The organism is Geodermatophilus telluris, from assembly GCF_900102745.1.
GTDB lineage: Bacteria > Actinomycetota > Actinomycetes > Mycobacteriales > Geodermatophilaceae > Geodermatophilus > Geodermatophilus telluris.
Window position 1 is genome coordinate 105,505 of the sequence record NZ_FMZF01000008.1, and the last position, 21,166, is coordinate 126,670.

General features: G+C 77.6%; 18 protein-coding genes and 1 riboswitch. Of the genes, 8 read left to right on the forward strand and 10 right to left on the reverse strand.

Going from position 1 to position 21,166, the window contains the following annotated elements; genetic code table 11:
• Positions 1-43: 43 nt before the first annotated feature.
• Positions 44-166, reverse strand: a riboswitch (cyclic di-AMP (ydaO/yuaA leader).
• 160 nt (positions 167-326) lie between these two features.
• On the reverse strand, positions 327-1,676 hold the full coding sequence (gene gdhA / locus BLQ97_RS21605; RefSeq protein WP_091368892.1) for an NADP-specific glutamate dehydrogenase: 1,350 nt from the start codon (positions 1,674-1,676) through the stop codon (positions 327-329).
• A gap of 110 nt (positions 1,677-1,786) precedes the next feature.
• Here gdhA and BLQ97_RS21610 point away from each other — a divergent pair, with 110 nt between their 5' ends.
• Together BLQ97_RS21610 and BLQ97_RS21615 are read left to right on the forward strand one after the other, a co-directional pair.
• Positions 1,787-2,311 carry an ArsC/Spx/MgsR family protein gene (locus BLQ97_RS21610; protein ID WP_091368895.1) on the forward strand — a complete coding sequence of 175 codons (525 nt, stop codon included), beginning with the start codon at positions 1,787-1,789 and terminating at the stop codon, positions 2,309-2,311.
• A gap of 68 nt (positions 2,312-2,379) precedes the next feature.
• Complete coding sequence (locus BLQ97_RS21615; RefSeq protein WP_245692604.1) at positions 2,380-3,780, forward strand: MFS transporter; 1,401 nt, start codon at positions 2,380-2,382, stop codon at positions 3,778-3,780.
• Here BLQ97_RS21615 and BLQ97_RS21620 read toward each other — a convergent pair.
• From BLQ97_RS21620 to BLQ97_RS21630, 3 genes are read right to left on the reverse strand one after another with little or no spacing between them, the layout of a single operon-like run.
• Entirely contained in the window at positions 3,777-5,435 is a 1,659-nt protein-coding gene (locus tag BLQ97_RS21620; protein WP_091368902.1) for a bifunctional 3'-5' exonuclease/DNA polymerase, read from the reverse strand. The two genes, BLQ97_RS21615 and BLQ97_RS21620, sit on opposite strands and share 4 nt — an antisense overlap.
• Before the next feature lie 50 nt (positions 5,436-5,485).
• Positions 5,486-6,430: a phosphoglycerate dehydrogenase gene (locus BLQ97_RS21625; protein ID WP_091368907.1), complete on the reverse strand. Its 945-nt coding sequence runs from the start codon at positions 6,428-6,430 to the stop codon at positions 5,486-5,488.
• A gap of 10 nt (positions 6,431-6,440) precedes the next feature.
• Positions 6,441-6,947, reverse strand: a complete 507-nt coding sequence (locus BLQ97_RS21630; protein ID WP_091368910.1) for a helix-hairpin-helix domain-containing protein — start codon at positions 6,945-6,947, stop codon at positions 6,441-6,443.
• Positions 6,948-7,025: 78 nt separating this feature from the next.
• Here BLQ97_RS21630 and BLQ97_RS24325 point away from each other — a divergent pair, with 78 nt between their 5' ends.
• Genes BLQ97_RS24325 through BLQ97_RS21655 form a run of 5 tightly spaced genes read left to right on the forward strand, consistent with a single transcriptional unit; the run spans position 7,026 to position 11,509 of the window.
• Complete coding sequence (locus BLQ97_RS24325; protein WP_217637313.1) at positions 7,026-7,307, forward strand: LbetaH domain-containing protein; 282 nt, start codon at positions 7,026-7,028, stop codon at positions 7,305-7,307.
• Positions 7,304-7,858: a TetR/AcrR family transcriptional regulator gene (locus BLQ97_RS21640; protein ID WP_091368913.1), complete on the forward strand. Its 555-nt coding sequence runs from the start codon at positions 7,304-7,306 to the stop codon at positions 7,856-7,858. The genes BLQ97_RS24325 and BLQ97_RS21640 overlap by 4 nt, the downstream gene beginning before the upstream one ends.
• Before the next feature lie 24 nt (positions 7,859-7,882).
• Positions 7,883-9,088 (forward strand): MFS transporter, encoded by a 1,206-nt coding sequence (locus BLQ97_RS21645; protein ID WP_091368915.1) that lies wholly within the window; start codon positions 7,883-7,885, stop codon positions 9,086-9,088.
• Between the two features lie 34 nt (positions 9,089-9,122).
• Entirely contained in the window at positions 9,123-10,172 is a 1,050-nt protein-coding gene (locus tag BLQ97_RS21650; RefSeq protein ID WP_217637314.1) for an alpha/beta hydrolase, read from the forward strand.
• Entirely contained in the window at positions 10,169-11,509 is a 1,341-nt protein-coding gene (locus BLQ97_RS21655; protein WP_175471869.1) for a carboxylesterase family protein, read from the forward strand. The genes BLQ97_RS21650 and BLQ97_RS21655 overlap by 4 nt, the downstream gene beginning before the upstream one ends.
• 6 nt (positions 11,510-11,515) lie before the next feature.
• On the opposite strand, the gene BLQ97_RS21660 is transcribed toward BLQ97_RS21655, so the two are convergent.
• The 5 genes from BLQ97_RS21660 to BLQ97_RS21680 form a co-directional block, all read right to left on the reverse strand.
• Positions 11,516-13,315 (reverse strand): serine/threonine-protein kinase, encoded by a 1,800-nt coding sequence (locus BLQ97_RS21660; protein ID WP_245692606.1) that lies wholly within the window; start codon positions 13,313-13,315, stop codon positions 11,516-11,518.
• 242 nt (positions 13,316-13,557) lie between these two features.
• Complete coding sequence (locus tag BLQ97_RS21665; protein ID WP_139173783.1) at positions 13,558-13,914, reverse strand: hypothetical protein; 357 nt, start codon at positions 13,912-13,914, stop codon at positions 13,558-13,560.
• A 61-nt stretch (positions 13,915-13,975) separates the two neighbouring features.
• Positions 13,976-17,350: a pyruvate carboxylase gene (locus BLQ97_RS21670; protein ID WP_091368924.1), complete on the reverse strand. Its 3,375-nt coding sequence runs from the start codon at positions 17,348-17,350 to the stop codon at positions 13,976-13,978.
• An 85-nt stretch (positions 17,351-17,435) separates the two neighbouring features.
• Positions 17,436-17,627 carry a hypothetical protein gene (locus BLQ97_RS21675; RefSeq protein ID WP_091368927.1) on the reverse strand — a complete coding sequence of 64 codons (192 nt, stop codon included), beginning with the start codon at positions 17,625-17,627 and terminating at the stop codon, positions 17,436-17,438.
• Positions 17,628-17,684: 57 nt separating this feature from the next.
• Positions 17,685-18,161: a hypothetical protein gene (locus BLQ97_RS21680; protein WP_091368930.1), complete on the reverse strand. Its 477-nt coding sequence runs from the start codon at positions 18,159-18,161 to the stop codon at positions 17,685-17,687.
• Between the two features lie 226 nt (positions 18,162-18,387).
• Here BLQ97_RS21680 and BLQ97_RS21685 point away from each other — a divergent pair, with 226 nt between their 5' ends.
• Positions 18,388-19,353 (forward strand): NADPH:quinone oxidoreductase family protein, encoded by a 966-nt coding sequence (locus tag BLQ97_RS21685; protein WP_091368931.1) that lies wholly within the window; start codon positions 18,388-18,390, stop codon positions 19,351-19,353.
• A gap of 22 nt (positions 19,354-19,375) precedes the next feature.
• On the opposite strand, the gene BLQ97_RS21690 is transcribed toward BLQ97_RS21685, so the two are convergent.
• Entirely contained in the window at positions 19,376-20,587 is a 1,212-nt protein-coding gene (locus BLQ97_RS21690; RefSeq protein ID WP_091368934.1) for an HNH endonuclease signature motif containing protein, read from the reverse strand.
• Positions 20,588-21,166 lie beyond the last annotated feature (579 nt).

A 21,166-nucleotide genomic window follows, 5' to 3' on the forward strand; every position in this document is an offset into this window, starting at 1 on the left:
GGCAGGCGCGCGCCATCGGGCGGCTCTCCGTTCTTCCGGTGGCCGCCTACCGGGTCAGCTGACGGGTTCGGGCGACAAGCAGCCCGCCCCCTCCGGCACGCGGCCGGCGGGGGTTCACCCCAGTGGTGCGGTGGGTCCCCGGCTCGCCCCGGAGGGCGACTCGGCGGCGTCCGCCGGGCTCCCCCGTCGGGGGACGGAACGACCGGCCGGACGGCGCCACGGTACCCGTCGTGATGCAATCGTGACAACGAGTCGACACGGTCGTCGTCGAGTGACCACCGTCGCTGCGCCGGCGGTCGACCGCCGGGGGTGGCGGCACCGCCGGCTCAGACCAGCCCGTGGGCGTGCACCGCCTCGGCCACCTCGAGGAAGCCCGCCACGTTCGCCCCGAGCACCAGGTCGCCCGGCGAGCCGTACTCCTCCGCGGTCTCCGAGCAGCGCGCGTGGATGGCCCGCATGATCTCCTCGAGCCGCGCCTCGGTGTGCTCGAAGGTCCAGCGGTCCCGCGAGGCGTTCTGCTGCATCTCCAGCGCCGAGGTGGCCACCCCGCCGGCGTTGGCCGCCTTGCCGGGGGCGAAGGCGATCCCGGCCTCGCGGAAGACCCGGACCGCGTCGGGCGTCGAGGGCATGTTGGCCCCCTCGACGACGTAGCGGCACCCGTTGCGGGCGAGGACGGCGGCCGCGTCGCCGTCGAGCTCGTTCTGCGTGGCGCTGGGGACGGCGACGTCGCACGGGACGTCCCAGATGCTGCCGCCCTCGACGAAGGACGCCGACGGGACCCGCTCGGCGTACTCGGCGATCCGCGCCCGCTCGACCTCCTTGACCTGCTTGAGGACGTCGAGGTCGATGCCCTCCTCGTCGACGACGTGGCCGCTGGAGTCCGAGCAGGCGACGACCGTGCCGCCGAGCTGGTGCACCTTCTCCACGCCGTAGACGGCGACGTTCCCCGACCCGCTGATGGTGACCCGCTTGCCGTCGAAGGACTCCCCGACCGCCGCCATCATCGCGTCGGCGAAGAACGCGGCGCCGTAGCCGGTGGCCTCCGTGCGCACCAGCGCCCCGCCCCAGCCCAGGCCCTTGCCGGTGATGACCCCGGACTCGTGGCGGTTGGTGATCCGCTTGTACTGGCCGAACAGGTAGCCGATCTCCCGCGCGCCGACGCCGATGTCGCCGGCCGGCACGTCGGTGTACTCGCCCAGGTGCCGGTAGAGCTCGGTCATGAACGACTGGCAGAACCGCATGACCTCGGCGTCCGAGCGGCCCTTGGGGTCGAAGTCCGAGCCGCCCTTGCCGCCGCCGATCGGCATGCCGGTGAGCGCGTTCTTGAACACCTGCTCGAAGCCGAGGAACTTCACGATCCCCAGGTCGACCGAGGGGTGGAAGCGCAGCCCGCCCTTGTACGGGCCGAGCGCGGAGCTGAACTCCACCCGGAAGCCGCGGTTGATGTGCACCTCGCCGCGGTCGTCCTGCCACGGCACGCGGAACACCACCTGCCGCTCGGGCTCGCAGATCCGCTCGACGGTCTTCATCTCCAGGAACTCCGCGTGCCGGGCCAGGACGACGGCCAGCGAGTCGAGCACCTCGCGCACGGCCTGGTGGAACTCCGTCTCCCCCCTGTTCCGCCGCAGCACGTCCCCGTAGATCCGCTCCACCACCGCCGTGACGTCGGTGCCCATCCGTGCGCCTCCTCGCGTCCGCGGCGGCCCCCGGACGGTCCGGTTCCGCGCTCTCGGAACGGTCGCAGAGTTCCGCGGCGGCCCTCCACCCGGGGTCCTAGGGTCGGGGCGTGGAGGTCTGGTTCAACCCGGCGTGCTCGAGGTGCCGCACCGCCCGCGACGAGCTCGACCGGGCCGGCGTCGGGTACACGCTGCGCCGCTACCTCGACGACCCGCCGAGCGAGGACGAGCTGCGGGCCGCCCTGGCCGCGCTCGGGCTGCAGCCGTGGGACGTCACCCGGACGTCCGAGCCGCTGTTCCGGGAGCTCGGGCTGTCCGGCGCGCCGCGGGAGACCCGCCACGACGCCGACGCCTGGGTCCGGGTGCTCGCCGAGCACCCGCGGCTGCTGCAGCGGCCGATCGTGCTGGCCGACGACGGCCGCGCCTGGGTCGCGCGCGACGGCGGCACCCTGACCGAGGTGGTCGCCGCGGCCCGGTCCGGCGGGCAGGAGATGGACCCCCGCGACCCCGCCACCCTCTACGCCGAGGGGCCCGTCGCGCCCGAGCCGCCCGACGACGACCGGCCCGAGTCCTCCCCGCTGCGCGACTCCGGCGGCACCGGGCCCGGGCCCGACGACCTCGACCGGCTGCTCTGACCCGCTGCCCCGACCCGCTGCGCCCGCCTCGCCGGTTGCCGTCTGCAACGACCTGGGACGCTGGGACCGTGGCACCCCGCTCCCCCCGCGCCCTGGTCGCGACCCTGGTCTTCGTCGGCACGGTCGTCGCCGTCATCAGCAGCCTGGGCGCGCCCCTGGTCCCCGCCGTCGCCGCGGCCACCGGTACCGCCCTGCCCGACGCGCAGTGGTCGCTGACCGTCACGCTCCTGGTGGGCGCGGTGGCCACCCCGGTGGTCGGCCGGCTCGGTGACGGGCCGCACCGGCGGCGGGTGGTGCTCGCCGTGCTCGCCGTCGTCACCCTCGGCGGCGTGCTGGCCGCTCTCCCGCTGGGCCTGGGCTGGCTGGTCGCCGGCCGCGCCCTGCAGGGCGTCGGGCTGGGGCTCACGCCGCTGGCCATCGCCACCGCGCGGGAGGCGCTGGCCGGCGAGCGCTCCCGCTCCACCATCGCCGCGCTGTCGGTCACCGTGGTCACCGGCGTGGGCCTGGGCTACCCGCTGGCCGGGCTGGTCGCCGAGCTGGGCGGGGTGCACGCCGCGTTCTGGGCCGGGGCCGCGGTGAGCGCCGCCGCGCTGGCCGCCGCGGCCGCCGTCCTGCCCGCCCCGGCCGCGGCGCCCCGGCGGCGGCTCGACGTCGTCGGCGCCCTGCTCCTCGGCGCCGGGCTGACCGGGCTGCTGCTCGCGCTGGGCGAGGCCGAGACGTGGGGCCCGGCGTCGCCGCTGCTGTGGGCGCTGGCCGCCGCGTCCCTGGTCGCGCTCGCGCTGTGGGCCGCCTGGGAGCTGCGCACCCCCGAGCCGCTGGTCGACCTGCGGCTGGCCCGCGGCCGGGTGGCGCTGACCGCGCACTCCTCCGCCCTGCTGGTGGGACTGTCGAACTACCTGCTGCTGGCCGCGGTGCCGGTGATCGCCCAGGCGCCCCCGGCCGACGGCGCCGGCTTCGGGACGTCGATCGTCGTCGCCGGCCTGGCGCTGCTCCCGTTCTCGGCGGCCAGCGTCGTCGGCGGGCGCCTGGCCCGGGTGGTCGCCGACCGCGCCGGGCAGGCCCGCGTGCTGCCGCTCGCCGCGCTGGCGCAGGGCGCGGCGTTCGTGCTGTTCGGGCTGCTTCGCAGCGACCTGTGGCAGCTGTTCGCGGTCATGGCGGTGGCCGGGCTGGGCGTGGGCGCGGCGTTCGCGGCGCTGCCCGCGCTGGTGGTCGCCGCCGTCCCGCCGTCGGAGACCGGCAGCGCGACCAGCCTCAACCAGGTGCTGCGCTACGTCGGGTTCAGCGTCGGCAGCGCGCTCACCGCCACCGTGCTGGCCGCCGCCACGCCCGCGGGCGGGGGGTCACCCGCGGCCGGCGGCTACACGGCGCTGGCCGTCGTCGGCGTCGGCGTCTGCCTCCTGACCGCCGTCGTCACCGGGCTGACCGGCCGGCCGGCGCCGGCGCGCGAGCGGGCGGCCGCCACCGGCTAGCCCGCGTCGGCCCAGGAGCGGACGACGGCCACGTCGAGCGGGAAGTCGACGGGGAAGCCGCCGAACAGCAGCCGGCCGGCGGTGGCCGCGGCGGCGCGCACCGCGGCGTCGACCTCCCCCGCCAGGTGCGCGGGCGTGTGCACGACGACCTCGTCGTGCAGGAAGAACACCAGGTGCGGCCGCTCGGCGAGGGGGCCCTCGCCCAGCCGCCACAGCCGGTTGCGCAGGTCGGCCAGCCAGCACAGCGCCCACTCGGCGCCGGTGCCCTGGACGACGAAGTTGCGGGTGAACCGGCCCCGGGCCCGGCGGGCGCGGTCGCGGTCCTCCCGCGGGCCCTCGTCGACCGGCGCCTCGCCGAGGTCGGCCCCGCGCTGCGCCCACGCGCCCGTGGGCGGCGGCGACCCCCGGCCGAGCAGCGTGGCCACCACCTCGCCGCGCTCGCCGGCGCGGGCGGCGTCCTCCACCAGGCCGATCGCGCGGGGGTAGCGGCGGGCCAGCCGCGGCAGCACGCGGCCGCTCTCCCCGCGGGTGCCGCCGTACATCGCGCCGAGCACCCCGAGCTTGGCCTCGGCCCGCGTGGCGACGGCCCCGCCGGTGACCATGCCCTGGTAGAGGTCGGCCGAGCGGGCCGCCTCGGCCATCGCGGTGTCGCCGCTCATCGCGGCGAGCACCCGGGGCTCGAGCTGGGCGACGTCGGCGACCACGAACGCCCACCCGTCGTCGGCCACCGCGGCCGGGCGGACCTGCGCGGGCACCGACAGCGCGCCGCCGCCCTGCGCCGACCACCGGCCGGTGACCACGCCGCCGGGCAGGAACGCCGAGCGGAAGCGGCCCCCGCGCACCCACGTCTCCAGCCACGCCCAGCCGTGCGCGGCCAGCAGCCGGGCCAGCCGCTTGTACTCCAGCAGCGGCGGGACGGCGGGGTGGTCGACCTGCTCGAGGGTCCAGGAGCGCGTGTCGGCCACCGCCAGCCCGGCCGCCTGCAGCGCCCGCAGCAGCTCGCCCGGCGAGTCGGGGTTGAGCGCGGGCGCACCCAGCGCGGCCCGCACCTCCGCGGCCAGCCGCTCCAGCACCGGCGGGCGGGCGCCGGCCGGCGGCCGCGGGCCCACCAGGTCGGTGAGCAGCCGCTCGTGCACGTCGGCGCGCCACGGCAGGCCGGCGGAGGTCATCTCGGCGGCGACCAGCGCGCCGGAGCACTCCGCGGCCAGCAGCAGCTCCAGCCGGGCCCGCTGCGGCGAGGCGGCGAGCGCGGCCTGCTGCCGGTCGTGCTCGGCGGCGGGGTCGAGCCGGTCGGCGGGGTCGGCCAGCGGGAACAGCGTGTGCTCGGCGGCGGTCACCGGCTGCAGCGCGTCCCAGCCGGCGGCGTCCTCCCCTGCGAGCAGCGACCGGTCGGCGAACGGCGAGCGGCGGAGCACCGCGCGGGACAGCCGCAGGTCGGTGCAGCGCTCGACGCGGACGCCGGCCGCCAGCAGCGCCGGGTACCAGCGGGTGGTGTCGTCCCACACCCAGCGCACCGGCGCCGGCGCCTCCTCCCGCTCGGCGACGAGGGCCGGGAGCGCGCCGGCGGGCAGCCGGGCGACCTCGGCCGCACCGGCGTCGGGGCACCGCCGCACCTCGACGGCGTCCCCGCGGCGGCGGAGGACGATCCGCTCCACCGGCCCAGTGTCGGCGAGGGGCACGACGGTCCCGTCAGGCGACGCGCCGGTCAGTCCCGCGGCACCACGTTGCGCAGCTCCCGGCCGGCGACGAAGGCGGCGAGGTTGGCCGCCAGGAGCTCGTCGGCGCCCACCGGCCGGCCGCCGGCGGCGTGCGGGGTGAGCAGCAGCCCGGGCGCGTCCCACAGCGGCGAGTCGGCCGGCAGCGGCTCGACGTCGGTGACGTCGAGCGCGGCGCCGCCGATGCGGCCCTCGGTCAGCGCCGCGACGAGCGCCGGCTCGTCGACCGTCGAGCCGCGCCCGACGTTGACCACGAGGGCGTGCGGCGGCAGGGCGGCCAGCCGCCCGGCGTCCAGGGCCCGGGCGGTGTCCGGCGTCGACGGCAGGATCATCACCAGGACGTCGGTGCGGGACAGCTCGCCGGCCAGCGCGTCCTCGGCGACGACGGGGAAGCCGCCGCGCTCCCCCGCGCTGCGCGCCACCCCGCGCACCTCGGCGCCCAGCGAGCGCAGCACCGGCGCGAGCGTCTGGCCGATGGAGCCGAAGCCCCACACGAGCACCCGCGCACCGATGAGCGTGGTCACCGCGCCCTCGGGGTGCAGCGGCTGCAGCCCGCCGAGCTCGCGGGCCCAGCGGTGCTCGGCCTGCGCGGCGAGCGCCGCGGGCAGCCGGCGCAGCAGCGCGAGCACCAGCGCCACGGCGTGCTCGACGACGGGGCCGTCGTGCAGCCCCGCCCCCGAGGTGACGACGACGTCGTCCGGGAACCCCGCGGCCAGCACGACGTCGGGCCCGGCGGCGAGGGTCTGCACCCAGCGCAGCCGGGGCATCCGCCCGGCGACGGCGCGCAGGTCCGCGGCCGCGTTGCCCCAGACGACGAGGACCTCGGCGTCGCGGTGCTCCTCGGGCACCGGGTCGGCGACCGGGTAGGTCACCGCCTCGACGCCGTCGGGCAGCGCCGGGTCCAGCGGCATCGAGTCGGGCAGCAGGATCTTCACGCGTCGGGCCTCAGCCGAGCAGGCGGCGCACCGTGCGCACCGGCTGCTGCACCCACCAGCAGGTCACGCGCCAGCCGAGCCGCCAGAGGTCGGCCCACTCGGCCGGCCGGGGCGCCACCGGGGGCGCGTCCGGCACGGAGCGCTCGGGCTCGGGGTCGCCGGGCGGCGGCGGGTCGCCCTCGGTCCCGGGGACCAGCAGGTCGATCGCCGTCCGCCGCTGCGGCGACCGGAGGGAGTCGAACGACGGGATCGCCGGCGAGGCCGGCCCCTCGTCCTCGGGCTCCGGCAGGGGCTCGGCGCGCGGCAGCCGGGCCGGCGGCTCGGGCACGACGGCGCGGATCGCGGCGACGGTGCTCGGCCCGAGCCCCGGGATCGCGGCGAGCTCGCGGCGGGTGAGCGCGGCGAGGTCGGCGACCTCGGTGACGCCCGCCCGGGCCAGCGCGGCGACCGCCCGTCCCGGGAGCTGGAGGTCCTGCACGCCCCGTCCGGACCGGTTGCCCGGCGACCTGGTCACCATGGCCGCCGACCCTAGCGCCGACCGGCCCCGCCGCCTGCGGGCCCCGGCTCCGGCGCCTCGTTGTGTACGGTTGTTCCTATGACTGCGCCGGGTGAGGGCACCGAGATCCGCCCGCCGCTGCACGTCGACTCCGGCAGCCACCTGCGCTTCGGCGCCCGCTGCTCCGCCGACCACGGCCCGGTCGCCCTCGACGTCGCGCCGATCACCGTCGGCGACGACGTGGAGCTCGGCGGCGTCGCCATCGGCGAGAACACCGTCGTGGGCGCCGGGGCGGTGGTCACCCGCGACCTGCCGGCGAACGTGGTCGCCGTGGGCGACCCGGCCCGCGTGGTGCGCACGCTGGACCCGGCTGCGCCGTGAGCGTCCCGGCCCGGCGGCCCCGCCGGCACGACCCGGGCCGGCGCGACCGGCTGGTGGACACCGCGCTCGACGTCGTCGCCGACCAGGGCGTCGCCGCCGCCACCCACCGGGCCATCGCGCGGGCCGCCGACGTCCCGCTGGGCTCGCTGACCTACCACTTCGCCTCGCTCACCGAACTGCTGGCCGCGGCCTTCACCCGGCACGTCGACACCGTCGCCGCACGCTTCGACGAGCGGATGCGCGCCGCACCCGACCGGGCGGCCGCGCTCGAGGCGCTCGTGGAGCACCTCACCGGCGACCTGCTGGGCTCCTCGCGCGACCTCGTGCTGGCCGTGGAGCTCCACGTCGCGGCGGCCCGGGACCCGACGCTGCGCGCGGTCACCCAGGACTGGATGTCCCGCAGCCGCCGCAGTCTCGAGCGCCACCTCGACCCCGTCACCGCCCGGGAGGTGGACGCCCTCGTCGAGGGGCTGGTGCTGCACAGCGCGCTGTCCACCGACCCGATGACCCCCGACCAGATCCGCTCCGCGCTCACCCGCCTCGCCGGCTGAGCCCTCGCCCCCAGGACCCCGCCCGTGCCCCTCGCTCCCCCCGCCGTCGACGCCCGGCTGCGCCGCGCCCGCGCCGCCGTCGCCGCCTGCTTCTTCCTCAACGCCGTCTTCTACGCCGGCCTGGTGCCCCGGCTGCCGGAGGTCAAGGCCCAGCTCGGGCTGAGCAGCACCGCCCTGGGCACGGCGCTGGCCGCCCTGCCGCTGGGCGCGCTGCTGGCCGGGTTGTCGGCGGCGGCGCTCATCCGCCGGTTCGGCTCCGGCCGGGTCGCCTCCACCGGTCTCGTGCTGCTCGGCGTCACCGTGTGGACGGTGTCGGTGGCGCCCAACTGGCTGGGTCTGGCCGCCGCGCTGCTGGTGGTGGGCGCCCTCGACGCGGTCGTCGACGTCGCGCAGAACGCGCACGGGCTGCGCGTGCAGCGGCTCTACGGGCGCTCCATCCTCAACGCCTTCCACGGCGTCTGGAGCACCGGTGCGGTCGCCGGCGGGCTGCTCGGCTCGGCCGCCGCGGGCCTGGGCGTGCCGCTGGTGGTGCACCTGGGGACCTCGGCGCTCCTGTTCGGGGCGGTCGCACTCGCCGCGTCGCGGGCCGTGCTGCCCGGCCGCGACGAGCCGGAGCAGGAGCCCGGCACCGCGGCCGCGGAGCCGCCGCGGGAGGCCCCGCGCCGGCGGTCCGCCGTCCTGGCGCTCGCGGTGCTCGGCGTGCTGGCCACCTGCGGCGCGGTGGTCGAGGACGCCGGGGCCTCGTGGAGCGCGCTGTACCTGCGCACCGAGCTCGGCACGGGGGCGGCCACCGCGGGCCTGGGCTTCGTCGCGCTGTCGGCGGCGATGACCGTCGGGCGGCTCACCGGTGACCGCGTCGTCGACCGGTTCGGCCGGCGCCGGGTGGCCCGTGCCGGCGGTGCGCTCACCGCCGCGGGGATGGGCCTGGCCCTGGCGCTGCCCTCGGTGCCCACCACGCTGGCCGGCTTCGCCCTGGCCGGCCTGGGCGTGGCCACGCTGGTCCCGGCCGTGTACGAGGCCGCCGACGAGCTGCCCGGGCTCCGGCACGGGACGGGGCTGACGGCGGTCAACTGGCTGCTGCGGATCGGCTTCCTGCTCTCCCCGCCGCTGATCGGCGCGGTGGCCGACGCGACGAGCCTGCGGGTGGCGCTGCTCACCGTCGTGGTGGCCGGGCTGGGCACGCTGCTGCTGGGGCGCCTGCTGCCGGGACGGCGGGCCGCGGGCGGCTGACCGGCCCGTCCACCGGCGCCGCTACGGTCCTGCGGTGAGCTCCTCCACCCCGCGCCGGCTGGCCACCGCGGCCGCGCTCGCCGCGCTGACCACCGCCGTCGCCCGCCGGGCCCGCACGGTCCGGGCCGTCCCGCCCGAGCTGCGGACCCGCGGTCTGTGGCTGCCCCTCGGCATCGGCTCGCGCACCGAGCTGCGGCTGGCCCGGCGCGTGTTCCTGGGCCCCACCGCTGCGGTCGAGGGCGTCGAGGTGGTGCGGCAGGACGTCCCCGGCGGGCAGGACGTGCTCGTGCACCGGCCGGCCGAGCCCACCGGCGGGGCGCTGCTGTGGGTGCACGGTGGCGGCACGGTCGTCGGCCGGCCCGAGGGCGATGCCGACCTGTGCAGCCGGATGGCCCGCGACCTCGGCGTCGTGGTGGTCGCCGCCCGCTACCGGCTGGCGCCCGAGCACCCGTTCCCGGCGGCGCTCGACGACCTCGCCGCGGCGCTGCGCCACCTGCACGCCACGGCCGCCGACCTCGGCGTCGACCCCGCCCGGGTGGCGGTGGGCGGCGCCAGCGCCGGCGGCGGGCTGGCGGCGGCGCTGGCGCAGCGGGCGCACGACGAGGGCGTCCCGGTGGCCTTCCAGCTGCTGGTGTACCCGATGCTCGACGACCGGACGGCGCTGCGCGGCTCCCCCGGCCGCCGCGGCCGGCTGGTGTGGACGCCGCGGTCGAACACCTGGGCCTGGGCCGCCTACCTCGGGCACCCGCCCCGCGCCGACGAGCCGCGCCCGTACGCCGTGCCGGCCCGCCGTCTCGACCTGTCGGGCCTGCCGCCGGCCTGGATCGGTGTCGGCGACCTCGACCTGTTCCACGACGAGGACGTCGCCTACGCCCGCCGCCTGGCCTCGGCCGGCGTGCCCGTGCAGCTGCACCTCGAGCCGGGGATGTACCACGCCGCCGAGGTGGAGCTGCACACCAGCGCCCCGGCGATGCGCGCCTTCCAGCAGCGGGTGTTCGACGCCCTCGCCGCCGGCCTCGGCACGGCCGCCCGGACGGCGACGGCGACGGCTCGGGCGACGGGATCGGCGACCCCCGCGGCGTGACCGGGACGGCCACCGCACCGCGCTTCGCCTGCCCCGCCGGGACGTTCACCGGGTGGCGCGCCGACGGCGTGCTGCGGGCGACCGGCATCCGCTACGCCCGGGCCGCCCGGTTCGCCCGCCCCGTGGCCGAGCCGCCCGCGACCGGCGTCGTCGACGCGACCGCGTGGGCGCCGGCCTGCCCGCAGCCGGAGGCCCCCGAGCTCGAGCGGCTCTTCGTCGAGCCGATGGGCGACCTCGTCGCCGACGAGGACTGCCTGCGGCTCTCGGTGACGGTGCCCGAGGACACCGGCCCCGGGGCGGGGCTGCCGGTCCTGGTCTGGGTGCACGGCGGCTCGTACGTCAACGGCGCCGGCGACGCGCCGATGACCGACCCCGCGGCGCTGGTGCGCGAGCAGCGGGTCGTCGTCGTCGGCGTCACCTACCGGCTGGGGCTGCTCGGCTTCCTGGGCGACGTGGGTGGCGCGGACGGCGACCGGCCGGCCAACCTCGGCCTGCTGGACCTCCTCGAGGCGCTGCGGTGGGTGCGGCGCAACGTCGCCGGGTTCGGCGGGGACCCCGACGCGGTGACGCTGTTCGGCGAGTCCGCCGGCGGTGACGCGGTGGCCCACCTGATGGTGGCCGAGGGGGCCCGCGGGCTGTTCCGCCGGGCGATCGTGCAGAGCGCTCCGCTGGGGCTGTCCCGCGGACGGGCCCGGATGAGCGCGGCCATGGCGGCCGAGGCGCGCCGGGTCGGCGCGGAGGCCCCGGTCGAGGAGGTGGTCGCCCACCAGGCGCGGGTGGCCGGGCGCGCCCGGCGGCACGGCCTGGCCGCCGCGATGCCGTTCGGCACCCAGTACGGGTTCCCGCCGCTGCCGGCCGAGGACGCGCGGGCGGCGGCGTGGGCGGCGGTGGCGCCCGAGGTCGACGTGCTGGTCGGCACCACCAGCCGGGAGGTCGCCTTCTTCGTGCCGCTGGTGCCGGCCGCGGGGCGGCTGGCGCGGGTCCCGGGCGTCGGCCGCGCACTGGTCGAGGCGGTGGTCCGGGTGCTGACCTGGCGCATCTACGGGCGCGACGCCGACCGGTTCGCCCGCCGTCACCGCCGGGCCGGGGGCCGCGCGCACCGCTACACGCTCTCCTTCGGCCCGCCCGGCGCGCCGACCACCGGCGCGCACGCGACCGACCTGCCGCTGCTCTTCCCGCACCGGCGCACCTGGGAGCACTCGGCGCTGCTCGCCGGCACGCCCTGGGCCGACGTCGAGGCGGCCGGGCGGGTGGTGCGCCGGGTGTGGGCGGACTTCGCCCGCACCGGCGAGGTGCCCGCCGACCCGGCGCCGTTCCTCGCGGTCGACGCCGGCTGAGACCGGTCAGGCGGCGGGCGCCACCGCCGACGGCGGGCCGCCGCCGGTCCCGTTCCCGCCGCGGCCGTTGCCGCCGCCCCCGTTCCCAGGGGCCGCTCCGCCGCTCGGCGCAGTGTCGGTCGGCGCCGTCTCCGCCGGGGCGGTCCCGGTGGGCGCGGTCTCCGTCGGCGTGCTGTCCGTGGGCGTGCTGTCGGTGGGCGTGCTGTCGGTGGGCGTGCTGTCCGTGGGTGCGGTCTCCGTCGGCGTCGAGTCCGTGGGCGCGGCGTCGCTCGGCACGGTCGCGCTCGGCACGGTCTCCGTCGGTGCTGTCTCGCTCGGCACGGTCTCCGTCGGGGCCGTGTCCGTGGGCGCCGCGTCCGTCGGCGCGGTCTCCGTGGGCGCGGTGTCGGCGGGCGGCGCCTCCGCGGAGGACTCCGGTGCGTCCGCGGGCGCCGGCGCGTCCTCGGCCGGAGCGGACTGCTGCTCGGGCGCGGGAGTCGGCGGCGCGGCGGCGACGGTGACCTCCACCCGGTCACCGGAGCGCACCGCGGTGCCGGCCGGGTCCAGCGCGGTCACGGTGCCGGGAGCGGCGTCCGCGGTCACCCGGGCGGTCTGCCCCACGGTGAGCCCGAGGTCGGCGAGGTCGGCGGCGACGTCCTCGACCGGGCGCCCGACGTAGGCCGCGGGGTTGAGCACCACGGTGTCCTCGGTCTGCACCCCCGGCGCCGACGACGGGGCAGCGGTCGGCGCGGCGCCGTCCCCGTCGCCCAGGCCGCCGACCAGCGCGACCGCGCCGCCGCCGAGCAGCACCACCGCGAGCACGGCGAGGACCAGCAGCAGCCGCCGGCGGCGACCGCGGTCGCCGGCCGGAGCGGCCCCCGTCCGCGGCGGCGCGGCACCGCCGGCGTCCTCGACCACCGCGTCGGGGGTCGCCGCCACCACGGCGGCCGGCGGGATCGGCCGGGTCGACGGCGCGGCCGACGGCGACTCGGCGACGGTCTCCTCGATGGCGTGCAGGAAGGCGTCGCCGTCGGGCAGCCGCCCGTGCGGGTCCTTGGCGAGCGCCGCGTCGATGAGGTGCCGCACCCCCGCCGGCACCTCGGCCGGCAGCGGCTCGGGCTCCTCGCGCACCTGCTTGAGCGCCACGGTCACCGGGTTGGTGCCCTCGAAGGCGGGGTGGCCGGTCAGCGACTCGTAGCCGACCAGACCCAGCGCGTAGACGTCGCTGGCCGGGCTGACCCGCTCGCCGGCGGCCTGCTCGGGCGCCATGTACTGGGCGGTGCCGATGATCTGGCCGGTGCCGGTGAGCGGCACGCTCTCGGCCGACCAGGCGATCCCGAAGTCGGTGAGCTTCACGCCGCCGTCGGGGCGGACCAGGATGTTGCCCGGCTTGACGTCGCGGTGCACGACGCCGGCCCGGTGCGCCTCGGCCAGCCCGGCCGCGGCCTGGGAGAGCACCGACAGCGCGGCGGCGGGCGGCAGCGGCCCCTGCTCGTCGAGCACCGCCGACAGCGGCGCGCCCTCCACCAGCTCCATCACCAGGTAGGCGAGGCGCTCGCCCGTGTCGTCCGCGGTGCCCTCGCCGTAGTCGAGGACGGCGGCGATGTTCGGGTGGCTCAGCGCCGCGGCGTGCCGGGCCTCGGCGCGGAAGCGGGCGAGGAAGGTCGCGTCGTCGGCGTACTCGCTGCGCAGCACCTTCACCGCCACCGGCCGGTCCAGCAGCACGTCGCGGCCGCGCCAGACCTGCCCCATGCCCCCGGTGGCGATGAGCTCCTGCAGCTCGTAGCGGCCCCCCAGGGTCCGCCGACCCCTCTCGACCGTGGTCACACTCGGCTCCGTCCCGTCCTGCTGCCGCGGGGTGTCCCCGCCCGTCGGCCCTCCGCCGGAGGGCACCGCCACGGACCGCGCGCGGAGCGTCCACGGTCCGTCGTGGCGGTCGGCGCCCCGTGCCCGCACGGCGACACGGGGCGGTGTGCGCACCGGGTGCATGCCCGGCCCGGGCCCAGCTGAACCACCCGGTCCGCTCGACCCGGGACACGCCGCGCCGGAGGACCACCCAGCGTCGCGGCTCAGCGACGGGGCGGGTGCGCGGTGCGGCGCCGTGCCACCAGCCGGCAGGCGGCGTGGCCGGTGGCGGCCACGGCGCACGCCCCCGCGGTCACCGCGATCGCCGGGTTCAGCCAGCCCGGCACCCGGTCGAAGTCCGCGTTGCAGGGGCTGGAGTACGGCGGCAGCAGCGAGTCGCTCCGGTGCGCAGCCCAGAAGCCGAGGTCGAAGGTCTGCCCCTCGACGAGCGTGCAGGTCTCCCCGACGTCCCACGCGAAGGTCTGGCAGCCCCCGAGCAGGCACAGTGCCAGGAGCAGCAGGAGGGCCAGGACGGCGGTCCTCCGCCAGACGGTGACCGCGTCCGGCCGCGCTGCGGGCACGGGACGGATGGTGCCGGACGGCCGGCGCGCGCCGGTGCAGGCGCACGCCGGCCGACGGTCCTCACGCCAGGACGACGAGCAGGTCACCGCCCTCCACCTGCTGCACCCGGCCGATGGCCAGCCGCTCGACGGTCCCGGCGACCGGGGCGGTGATCGCGGCCTCCATCTTCATCGCCTCGATGGTGGCCAGCGGCGCCCCGGCCTCGACGCGGTCGCCCTCGGCGACCTGCAGCGTGACGACGCCGGCGAACGGCGCGGCCACCTGGCCGGGCACCGAGCGGTCGGCCTTCTCCGCGGCCTTGACCTGCGCGTCCACCGAGCGGTCGCGCACGCTGACCGGCCGCAGCTGCCCGTTGAGCGTGCACATGACGGTGCGCATGCCGCGCTCGTCGGGGTCGGAGACGGCCTCCACGCCCATGAGCAGGGTGACGCCGGGCTCGAGGTCGACGGCGTGCTCGTCGCCGGGCCGCAGGCCGTAGAGGAACTCCTTGGTGGGCAGCACCGACACGTCGCCGTAGGCCTCCCCGTGCGCGAGGTGCTCGCGCGTCGGGCCGGGGAACAGCAGCCGGTTCAGCGTCGCCCGCGGGTCCTCGGCCAGGCCCCGCTCGTCGTCGGCGGAGAGGTCCGCCGGCGGCTCGGCGGGACGGCGGCCCTCCAGCGCCCGGCTGCGGAAGGGCTCGGGCCAGCCGCCGGGCGGGTCGCCGAGCTCGCCGCGCAGGAACCCGATGACCGAGTCGGGCAGGTCGTACTTGCCGGGGTCGGAGGCGAAGTCGTCCACCGAGACGCCGGAGCCGACCAGCTGCAGCGCGAGGTCGCCGACCACCTTGGACGACGGCGTGACCTTGACCAGCCGGCCGAGCAGCCGGTCGGCGGCGGCGTAGGCGTCCTCGACCTCCTCGAACCGCTGACCCAGGCCCAGCGCGATGGCCTGCTGGCGCAGGTTGGACAGCTGCCCGCCGGGGATCTCGTGCCGGTACACCCGCCCGGTGGGCGCGGCCAGCCCCGACTCGAAGGGCGCGTACACCCGCCGCACGGCCTCCCAGTACGGCTCGAGGTCGTTGACGGCGGCGAGCGAGAGCCCGGTGGCCCGCTCGGTGGCGTCGGTGGCCGCCACGATCGCCGACAGCGGCGGCTGCGACGTCGTCCCGGCCATGCTCGCCACCGCACCGTCGACGGCGTCGACGCCGGCCTGCCAGGCGGCCAGCAGGGTGGCGAGCTGGCCGCCGGCGGTGTCGTGGGTGTGCAGGTGCACGGGCAGGTCGAACCGCTCGCGCAGCGCGCTCACCAGGGTCGCGGCGGCCGGCGGGCGGAGCAGGCCGGCCATGTCCTTGATCGCCAGCACGTGCGCGCCGGCGTCGACGATCTGCTCGGCCAGCCGCAGGTAGTAGTCCAGCGTGTACAGCGACTCGCCGGGGTCGGAGAGGTCGCCGGTGTAGCACAGCGCCACCTCCGCGACCGCCGTGCCGGTCTCCCGGACGGCGGTGATGGCCGGGCGCATCTGGGCGACGTCGTTGAGCGCGTCGAACACCCGGAACACGTCGATGCCGGTGCGCGCGGCCTCCCGGACGAAGGCGTCGGTCACCGCCTCCGGGTAGGCGGTGTAGCCGACCGTGTTGCGGCCGCGCAGCAGCATCTGCAGGCAGACGTTGGGCACCGCCTCGCGCAGCGCGGCCAGCCGGTCCCACGGGTCCTCGTGCAGGAAACGCAGCGCCACGTCGTAGGTCGCCCCGCCCCAGCACTCGAGGCTGAACAGCTGCGGCACGGTGCGCGCCACGTGCCCGGCGACGGCGAGCAGGTCCTTGGTGCGCACCCGCGTGGCCAGCAGCGACTGGTGCGCGTCGCGGAACGTGGTGTCGGTGACCGCCAGCGCCGTCTGCCCGCGCAGCTCCGCGGCGAAGGCCTCCGGCCCGGCGGCGAGCAGCCGCTGCCGGGAGCCGTCCGGCGGCGGGGTGCGCAGGTCCACCCGCGGCAGCTTCTGCACCGGGTCGACCAGGTGCGGGCGCGCCCCGTGCGGCTCGTTCACCGTGACGTCGGCCAGGTAGGTGAGCAGCCGGGTGCCGCGGTCGGCGGAGCTGCGGGCGGTGAGCAGCTCGGGCCGCTGCTCGATGAACGACGTCGTCACCCGGCCGGCGGCGAAGTCGGGGTCGTCGAGCAGCGCGGCCAGGAACGGGATGTTGGTGGCCACGCCGCGGATGCGGAACTCGGCCACCGCACGGCGGGCGCGGGCGACGGCGGTGGCGAAGTCGCGGCCGCGGCAGGTGAGCTTGACCAGCATCGAGTCGAAGTGCGCGCCGACCTCCGCGCCCAGCGAGGAGCCGCCGTCGAGGCGGATGCCGGCGCCGCCGGGCGAGCGGTAGGCGGTGATCCGGCCGGTGTCGGGGCGGAAGCCGTTGGCCGGGTCCTCGGTGGTGATCCGGCACTGCAGCGCCGCCCCGCGCAGCCGGATGGTGTCCTGCGACAGCCCGAGGTCGGCCAGTGTCTCCCCGGCCGCGATCCGCAGCTGGCTCTGCACCAGGTCGACGTCGGTCACCTCCTCGGTGACCGTGTGCTCGACCTGGATGCGCGGGTTCATCTCGATGAACACGTGCCGGCCCTCGCGGTCGAGCAGGAACTCCACGGTGCCGGCGTTGACGTAGCCGATGGCGCGGGCGAAGGCGACCGCGTCGGCGCAGATCCGCTCCCGCAGCGCCGGGTCCAGGTTGGGCGCCGGTGCGAGCTCGACCACCTTCTGGTGGCGGCGCTGCACCGAGCAGTCCCGCTCGAACAGGTGCACCACGTTGCCCGCGCCGTCGGCCAGGACCTGCACCTCGATGTGCCGCGGGTCGACCACCGCCTGCTCGAGGAACACCGTCGGGTCGCCGAAGGCCGACTCCGCCTCGCGCATCGCCGCCTGCACCGCGGCCGGCAGCTCGGCGGGGTCGGCCACCCGGCGCATGCCCCGCCCGCCGCCGCCGGCGACGGCCTTGACGAACACCGGGAACGGCAGGTCGGCCGCCGCGGCCACCAGCGCGTCGACGTCGTCGCTGGGCTCGGTGGAGGCGAGCACCGGCAGCCCCGCCTCGCGGGCGGCGGCGATGGCCCGCGCCTTGTTGCCGGTCAGCTCCAGCACCGACGCCGGCGGGCCGACGAAGGTGATGCCGGCGTTCGCGCACGACTCGGCGAGCTCCGGGTTCTCCGAGAGGAACCCGTACCCCGGGTAGACGGCGTCGGCGCCGGCCCGCCGCGCGGCGCCGACCACCTCCTCGACCGAGAGGTAGGCCCGCACGGGGTGCCCCTCCTGGCCGATCGGGTAGCTCTCGTCGGCCTTGAGCCGGTGCACGGAGTTGCGGTCCTCCCACGGGAAGACGGCGACCGTGCCGATGCCGAGCTCGTAGGCGGCGCGGAACGCCCGTACGGCGATCTCCCCGCGGTTGGCGACCAGGACCTTGGTGAACACGTGCTACCTCCGGGGGTCGGGTCCGGGGGCAGCCTTCCAGAGGCCGCGGGCGGCGGTCGATCGGCGTCGGCGGGGCCGGCGCGGATCAGGTGGCGCGCGCCGCCGCGAGCCGCGCGACGGCGCCGGGTCCCACGCCGTGCAGCGCGGCGAGCTCCCCGAGGTCCGCGGGGAGGTCCGCGAGGGTCCGGTACCCCGCGTCGAGCAGCGCGCCCGTGGCCGGCCGCCCGATCCTGACCCCGTCGAACACCGGTCCCCGGTCGGTCCGCTCGTCCGTCACCGCTGCCTCCTCCGCTGTGGTCACCGGCCCCGCCGGGCACGAGCGGGGCGCGGTCGCTCATACCCCCGCGGTCCGGCGGAGCGCCTCGAGGGCCCTCTCCACGTCCTCCCGGTGGGCGGCGTCGTCGTCCTCGGCCCGCTCGGCGACCGCCGGGACCAGGGCCGGCACGGCGGCGACCGCGGTGGGCACGAAGTCCGCGTCGATCACCACGTCCAGGTAGGAACTGGGCCCCTCCCCCATGCCTCTCCGGTTGCTCCACAGGGGGCCGGGCCCGGGGATGTGGTAGCAGGTGTCGTCCCGGTAGTTCTGGAAGAGGTGCAGCGCCACCGTCGACGAGGTGCTCGGTCCCCGGTGGATGCGGAAGGCCTTGCTCCTCACCTCCAGCGTGTTCTCGCACCACGGGAAGACCGGGCCGTTGACCAGGGACCACCCGTCGAGGAGCCGGACCGCGTACCGGGGGTCCTCCAGGTCCACGAAGAGGATCGTCCCGCCCGTGCTGTTCCTGAGCCGGTTCAGGCCCGTGTTCCACACCATCGGACACCGCCTCGCCGCCGCGCGGCACGCCCGGACGGCCGGACGCGCTCGCCCCCGAGCCTGGGCGGCGTCCGTCACGGCGCTGTCACGGTGGCGTCACCGGCCTCCCGACCGGTGCCCGGGACCTGGGCAGCGGTCCGGCGCGGACCGGATCGACGCCGTCGGCAGCCCGCGGGCGGCCGTCTGACAAGCTCGCGGTCCCGGATCCCGAGCCGCAGGAGGACGCGTGCGCGCCGCCCAGATCACCAGCCTCGAGGGCCCCTCGGCCATCTCCGTCGCCGACCTCCCCGAGCCCGACGCCGCCGGCAAGGTGGTGGTCGACGTGCACGCCGCGGGCGTGACCTTCCCCGAGGTGCTGCTCAGCCGCGGCGAGTACCAGCTCAAGCCGGAGCTGCCGTTCGTGCCGGGCAGCGAGGTGGCCGGCGTCGTCCGCAGCGCCCCGGAGGGCAGCGGGTTCACCGCCGGCCAGCGGGTGGCCGCCTTCCCCGGCTTCGGCGGCTTCGCCGAGGTGGCCGCGGCCGACCCGGGCTTCGTCTTCCCGCTGCCCGACGGCGTCTCCTTCGAGCAGGGCGCGGCGCTGCCGATGAACTACCTGACGATGCACTTCGCGCTGCGCCGCCGCGGGCAGCTGCGCGAGGGCGAGACCGTGCTGGTGCACGGCGCCGCCGGCGGCCTGGGCACGGCCGGGATCCAGCTGGCCAGGGCGTACGGCGCGCGGGTGCTCGCGGTGGTCTCCAGCGAGGCCAAGGGTGAGGCGGCCCGCGCCGCCGGCGCCGACGAGGTGGTCCTCGCCGACGGCTTCCGTGAGCGGGTCAAGGAGCTCACCGGCGGCCGCGGCGTCGACGTCGTCGCCGACCCCGTGGGCGGCGACCGGTTCACCGACTCGCTGCGCAGCCTCGCCCGCGAGGGCCGGCTGCTGGTGCTCGGGTTCACCGGCGGGGAGATCCCCACGGTGAAGGTCAACCGGCTGCTGCTCAACAACGTCTCCGTCGTCGGCGTCGGCTGGGGGGCCTTCTGGTCCGGCGAGCCGGCCTTCGTGCAGGAGCAGTGGACCGACCTGCTGCCGCTGCTCGAGCAGGGCCGCCTGCAGCCGGTGCTCGGCACGGTGCACGACCTGGCCGACGCCGCGGCCGCCGTCACCGAGCTCGACGAGCGCCGCGCCACCGGCAAGGTGCTGCTGCGCGTGCGCTGACGCGGGTCGGGCCGCCAGCGGCTCAGAACGGTGGCGGGTCGTCCGGGTCGGCCGGCTCCAGTGGCGGACTCTCGGCGGGTGGCGGTGGTGGTCGCATCCCCGGTGGTCGGGTGGTCCTGGTGATGCCCGAAGGGGTGGTCACGGTGAGCACGCCGTCGGCGCCCATCTGTAAGCGCCAGCCGCGGGCGAAGGTCTTCAGGCGGTGGTGGCTGCGGCACAGGCAGCACAGGTTGGCGCAGTCGGTGGGCCCGCCGCAGGCGTGCGGGATGACGTGGTCGGCGTCGGCCCACCCCACGCGCTGGCCGCAGCCGGGGAAGCGGCAGGTGCGGTCGCGGGTGTGCACGAACACCTGCTGCGCCGCACTCGGGTCGTGCCGAGCGACCGGGGCGGGCCGGTCGAGCACCGCACACCCGCAGTCGTCGTCCGGATGGGTAGCGCATCCCCGCTGGGCGAGGCGGCGGAGCTGGCCGAGGGTGGTGGTGGCGCGCAGGGTGCCGTCGTGCTCGGTGAGCGCCAGCGTCGCCGACCCACCGTCCGGGGTGCGCAGGCCCAGCCCGTCGAGCTGGGCGAGCAGCTCGCGCAGCTGACCGATGGTGATCGGCAGCCTGTTCACCTCACCCGCCTCGGCCGACTCCCCGCGCAGCGCACCGAGGGTGGCGACGAGCTGCAGGTGCGCGGTCACCGGCGGCCGCGAGTCGTCCCAGGGCCGCTGGATCAGATCCGCCAGCACCGCGGCCCGCAGCTGCCCGATCGGCCGCTCGTCACCGTCCCGCTTCAGGAGGACGGCGAGCTGGTCGACCAGGTCGACGCAGGCCGCCGCCACCGGTGCGGGCAGGTCGGCGGCCAGCGTGCTCATGCCCTCCCGCGGGGAGGGGTAGACGCGCACGTCGGCCTGCCGCTCCGCCTCCTTGCGCCGCGCATCGACGGCGTCGGCATCGACCGCGAGCAACGCGGCGACGGCCCGCTTGCGCAGCGTGTGGGTGGTCCAGCCGGCCGCCTGGCCGATCAGCCGTGACTCGACCTCGCGGGCGACGGCGGGGTCGGTGTGCTGCAGCACGTCGACGAGCACCTTCGCCCGCGCCTCGTCCAGCACGCCGTCCGCGAGTGCCGCCCAGGTCGCCGGCAGCGACTCCCGGTAGACCCACGCGCGGTGCGCGAGCAGGGAGGCGCTGCGGCGGCCGCTGTTGAGCACCACCGCCAGCTCGGCGGTGAAGAACTCCGAGACACCAGGCAACTCCGGATCCGGCGCCCACGACCCCCGCCGCGCGCCCGGGGTGCCGCGTGGCGGGTCGGGTCGTCGGGACTGTCATCGGCCAGCCCCAGCACCAGCTCCGCCTCGTACGCGGCGTCCATCGCCTTCCGCGCCTGCAACCGCGCCAGCTCCGCGGCCTTCTGCTCCCGCGACAGCAGCGCCACCGGCAGCCGCTGCACCTCCCGGCGCACCCGCGAGGAGCAGGTCAAGGAGACCGCCGTCGCACGGCGGCGCGTCCTCCTCGATCTCCTGCACGCACCGAACCTACGACCCGGGTACGACAGTTTCCGCAGGTCAGCGAGGAGGGAGTCGAGACGACGCCCGGCGCTTCCCGCGCGGGGCCGCGGCCGGGAGAAGCGCACACCGCGGACGGGATGCGCGAACCCAAGGGTCCGACACCGCCCGCCCCGGCCCGCGCACGCGGGCGGCTGGGACCGCACGGACGAGCGGGCGGGTACGCGCAGGACCGGCATGACGACGCGGGTGGCGGTGCTCGGACCGGGTGGTGTCGGCGGGCTGCTGGTGGTCCCGCCGACCCGGCTCGGTGCGGCACCTTCCCGG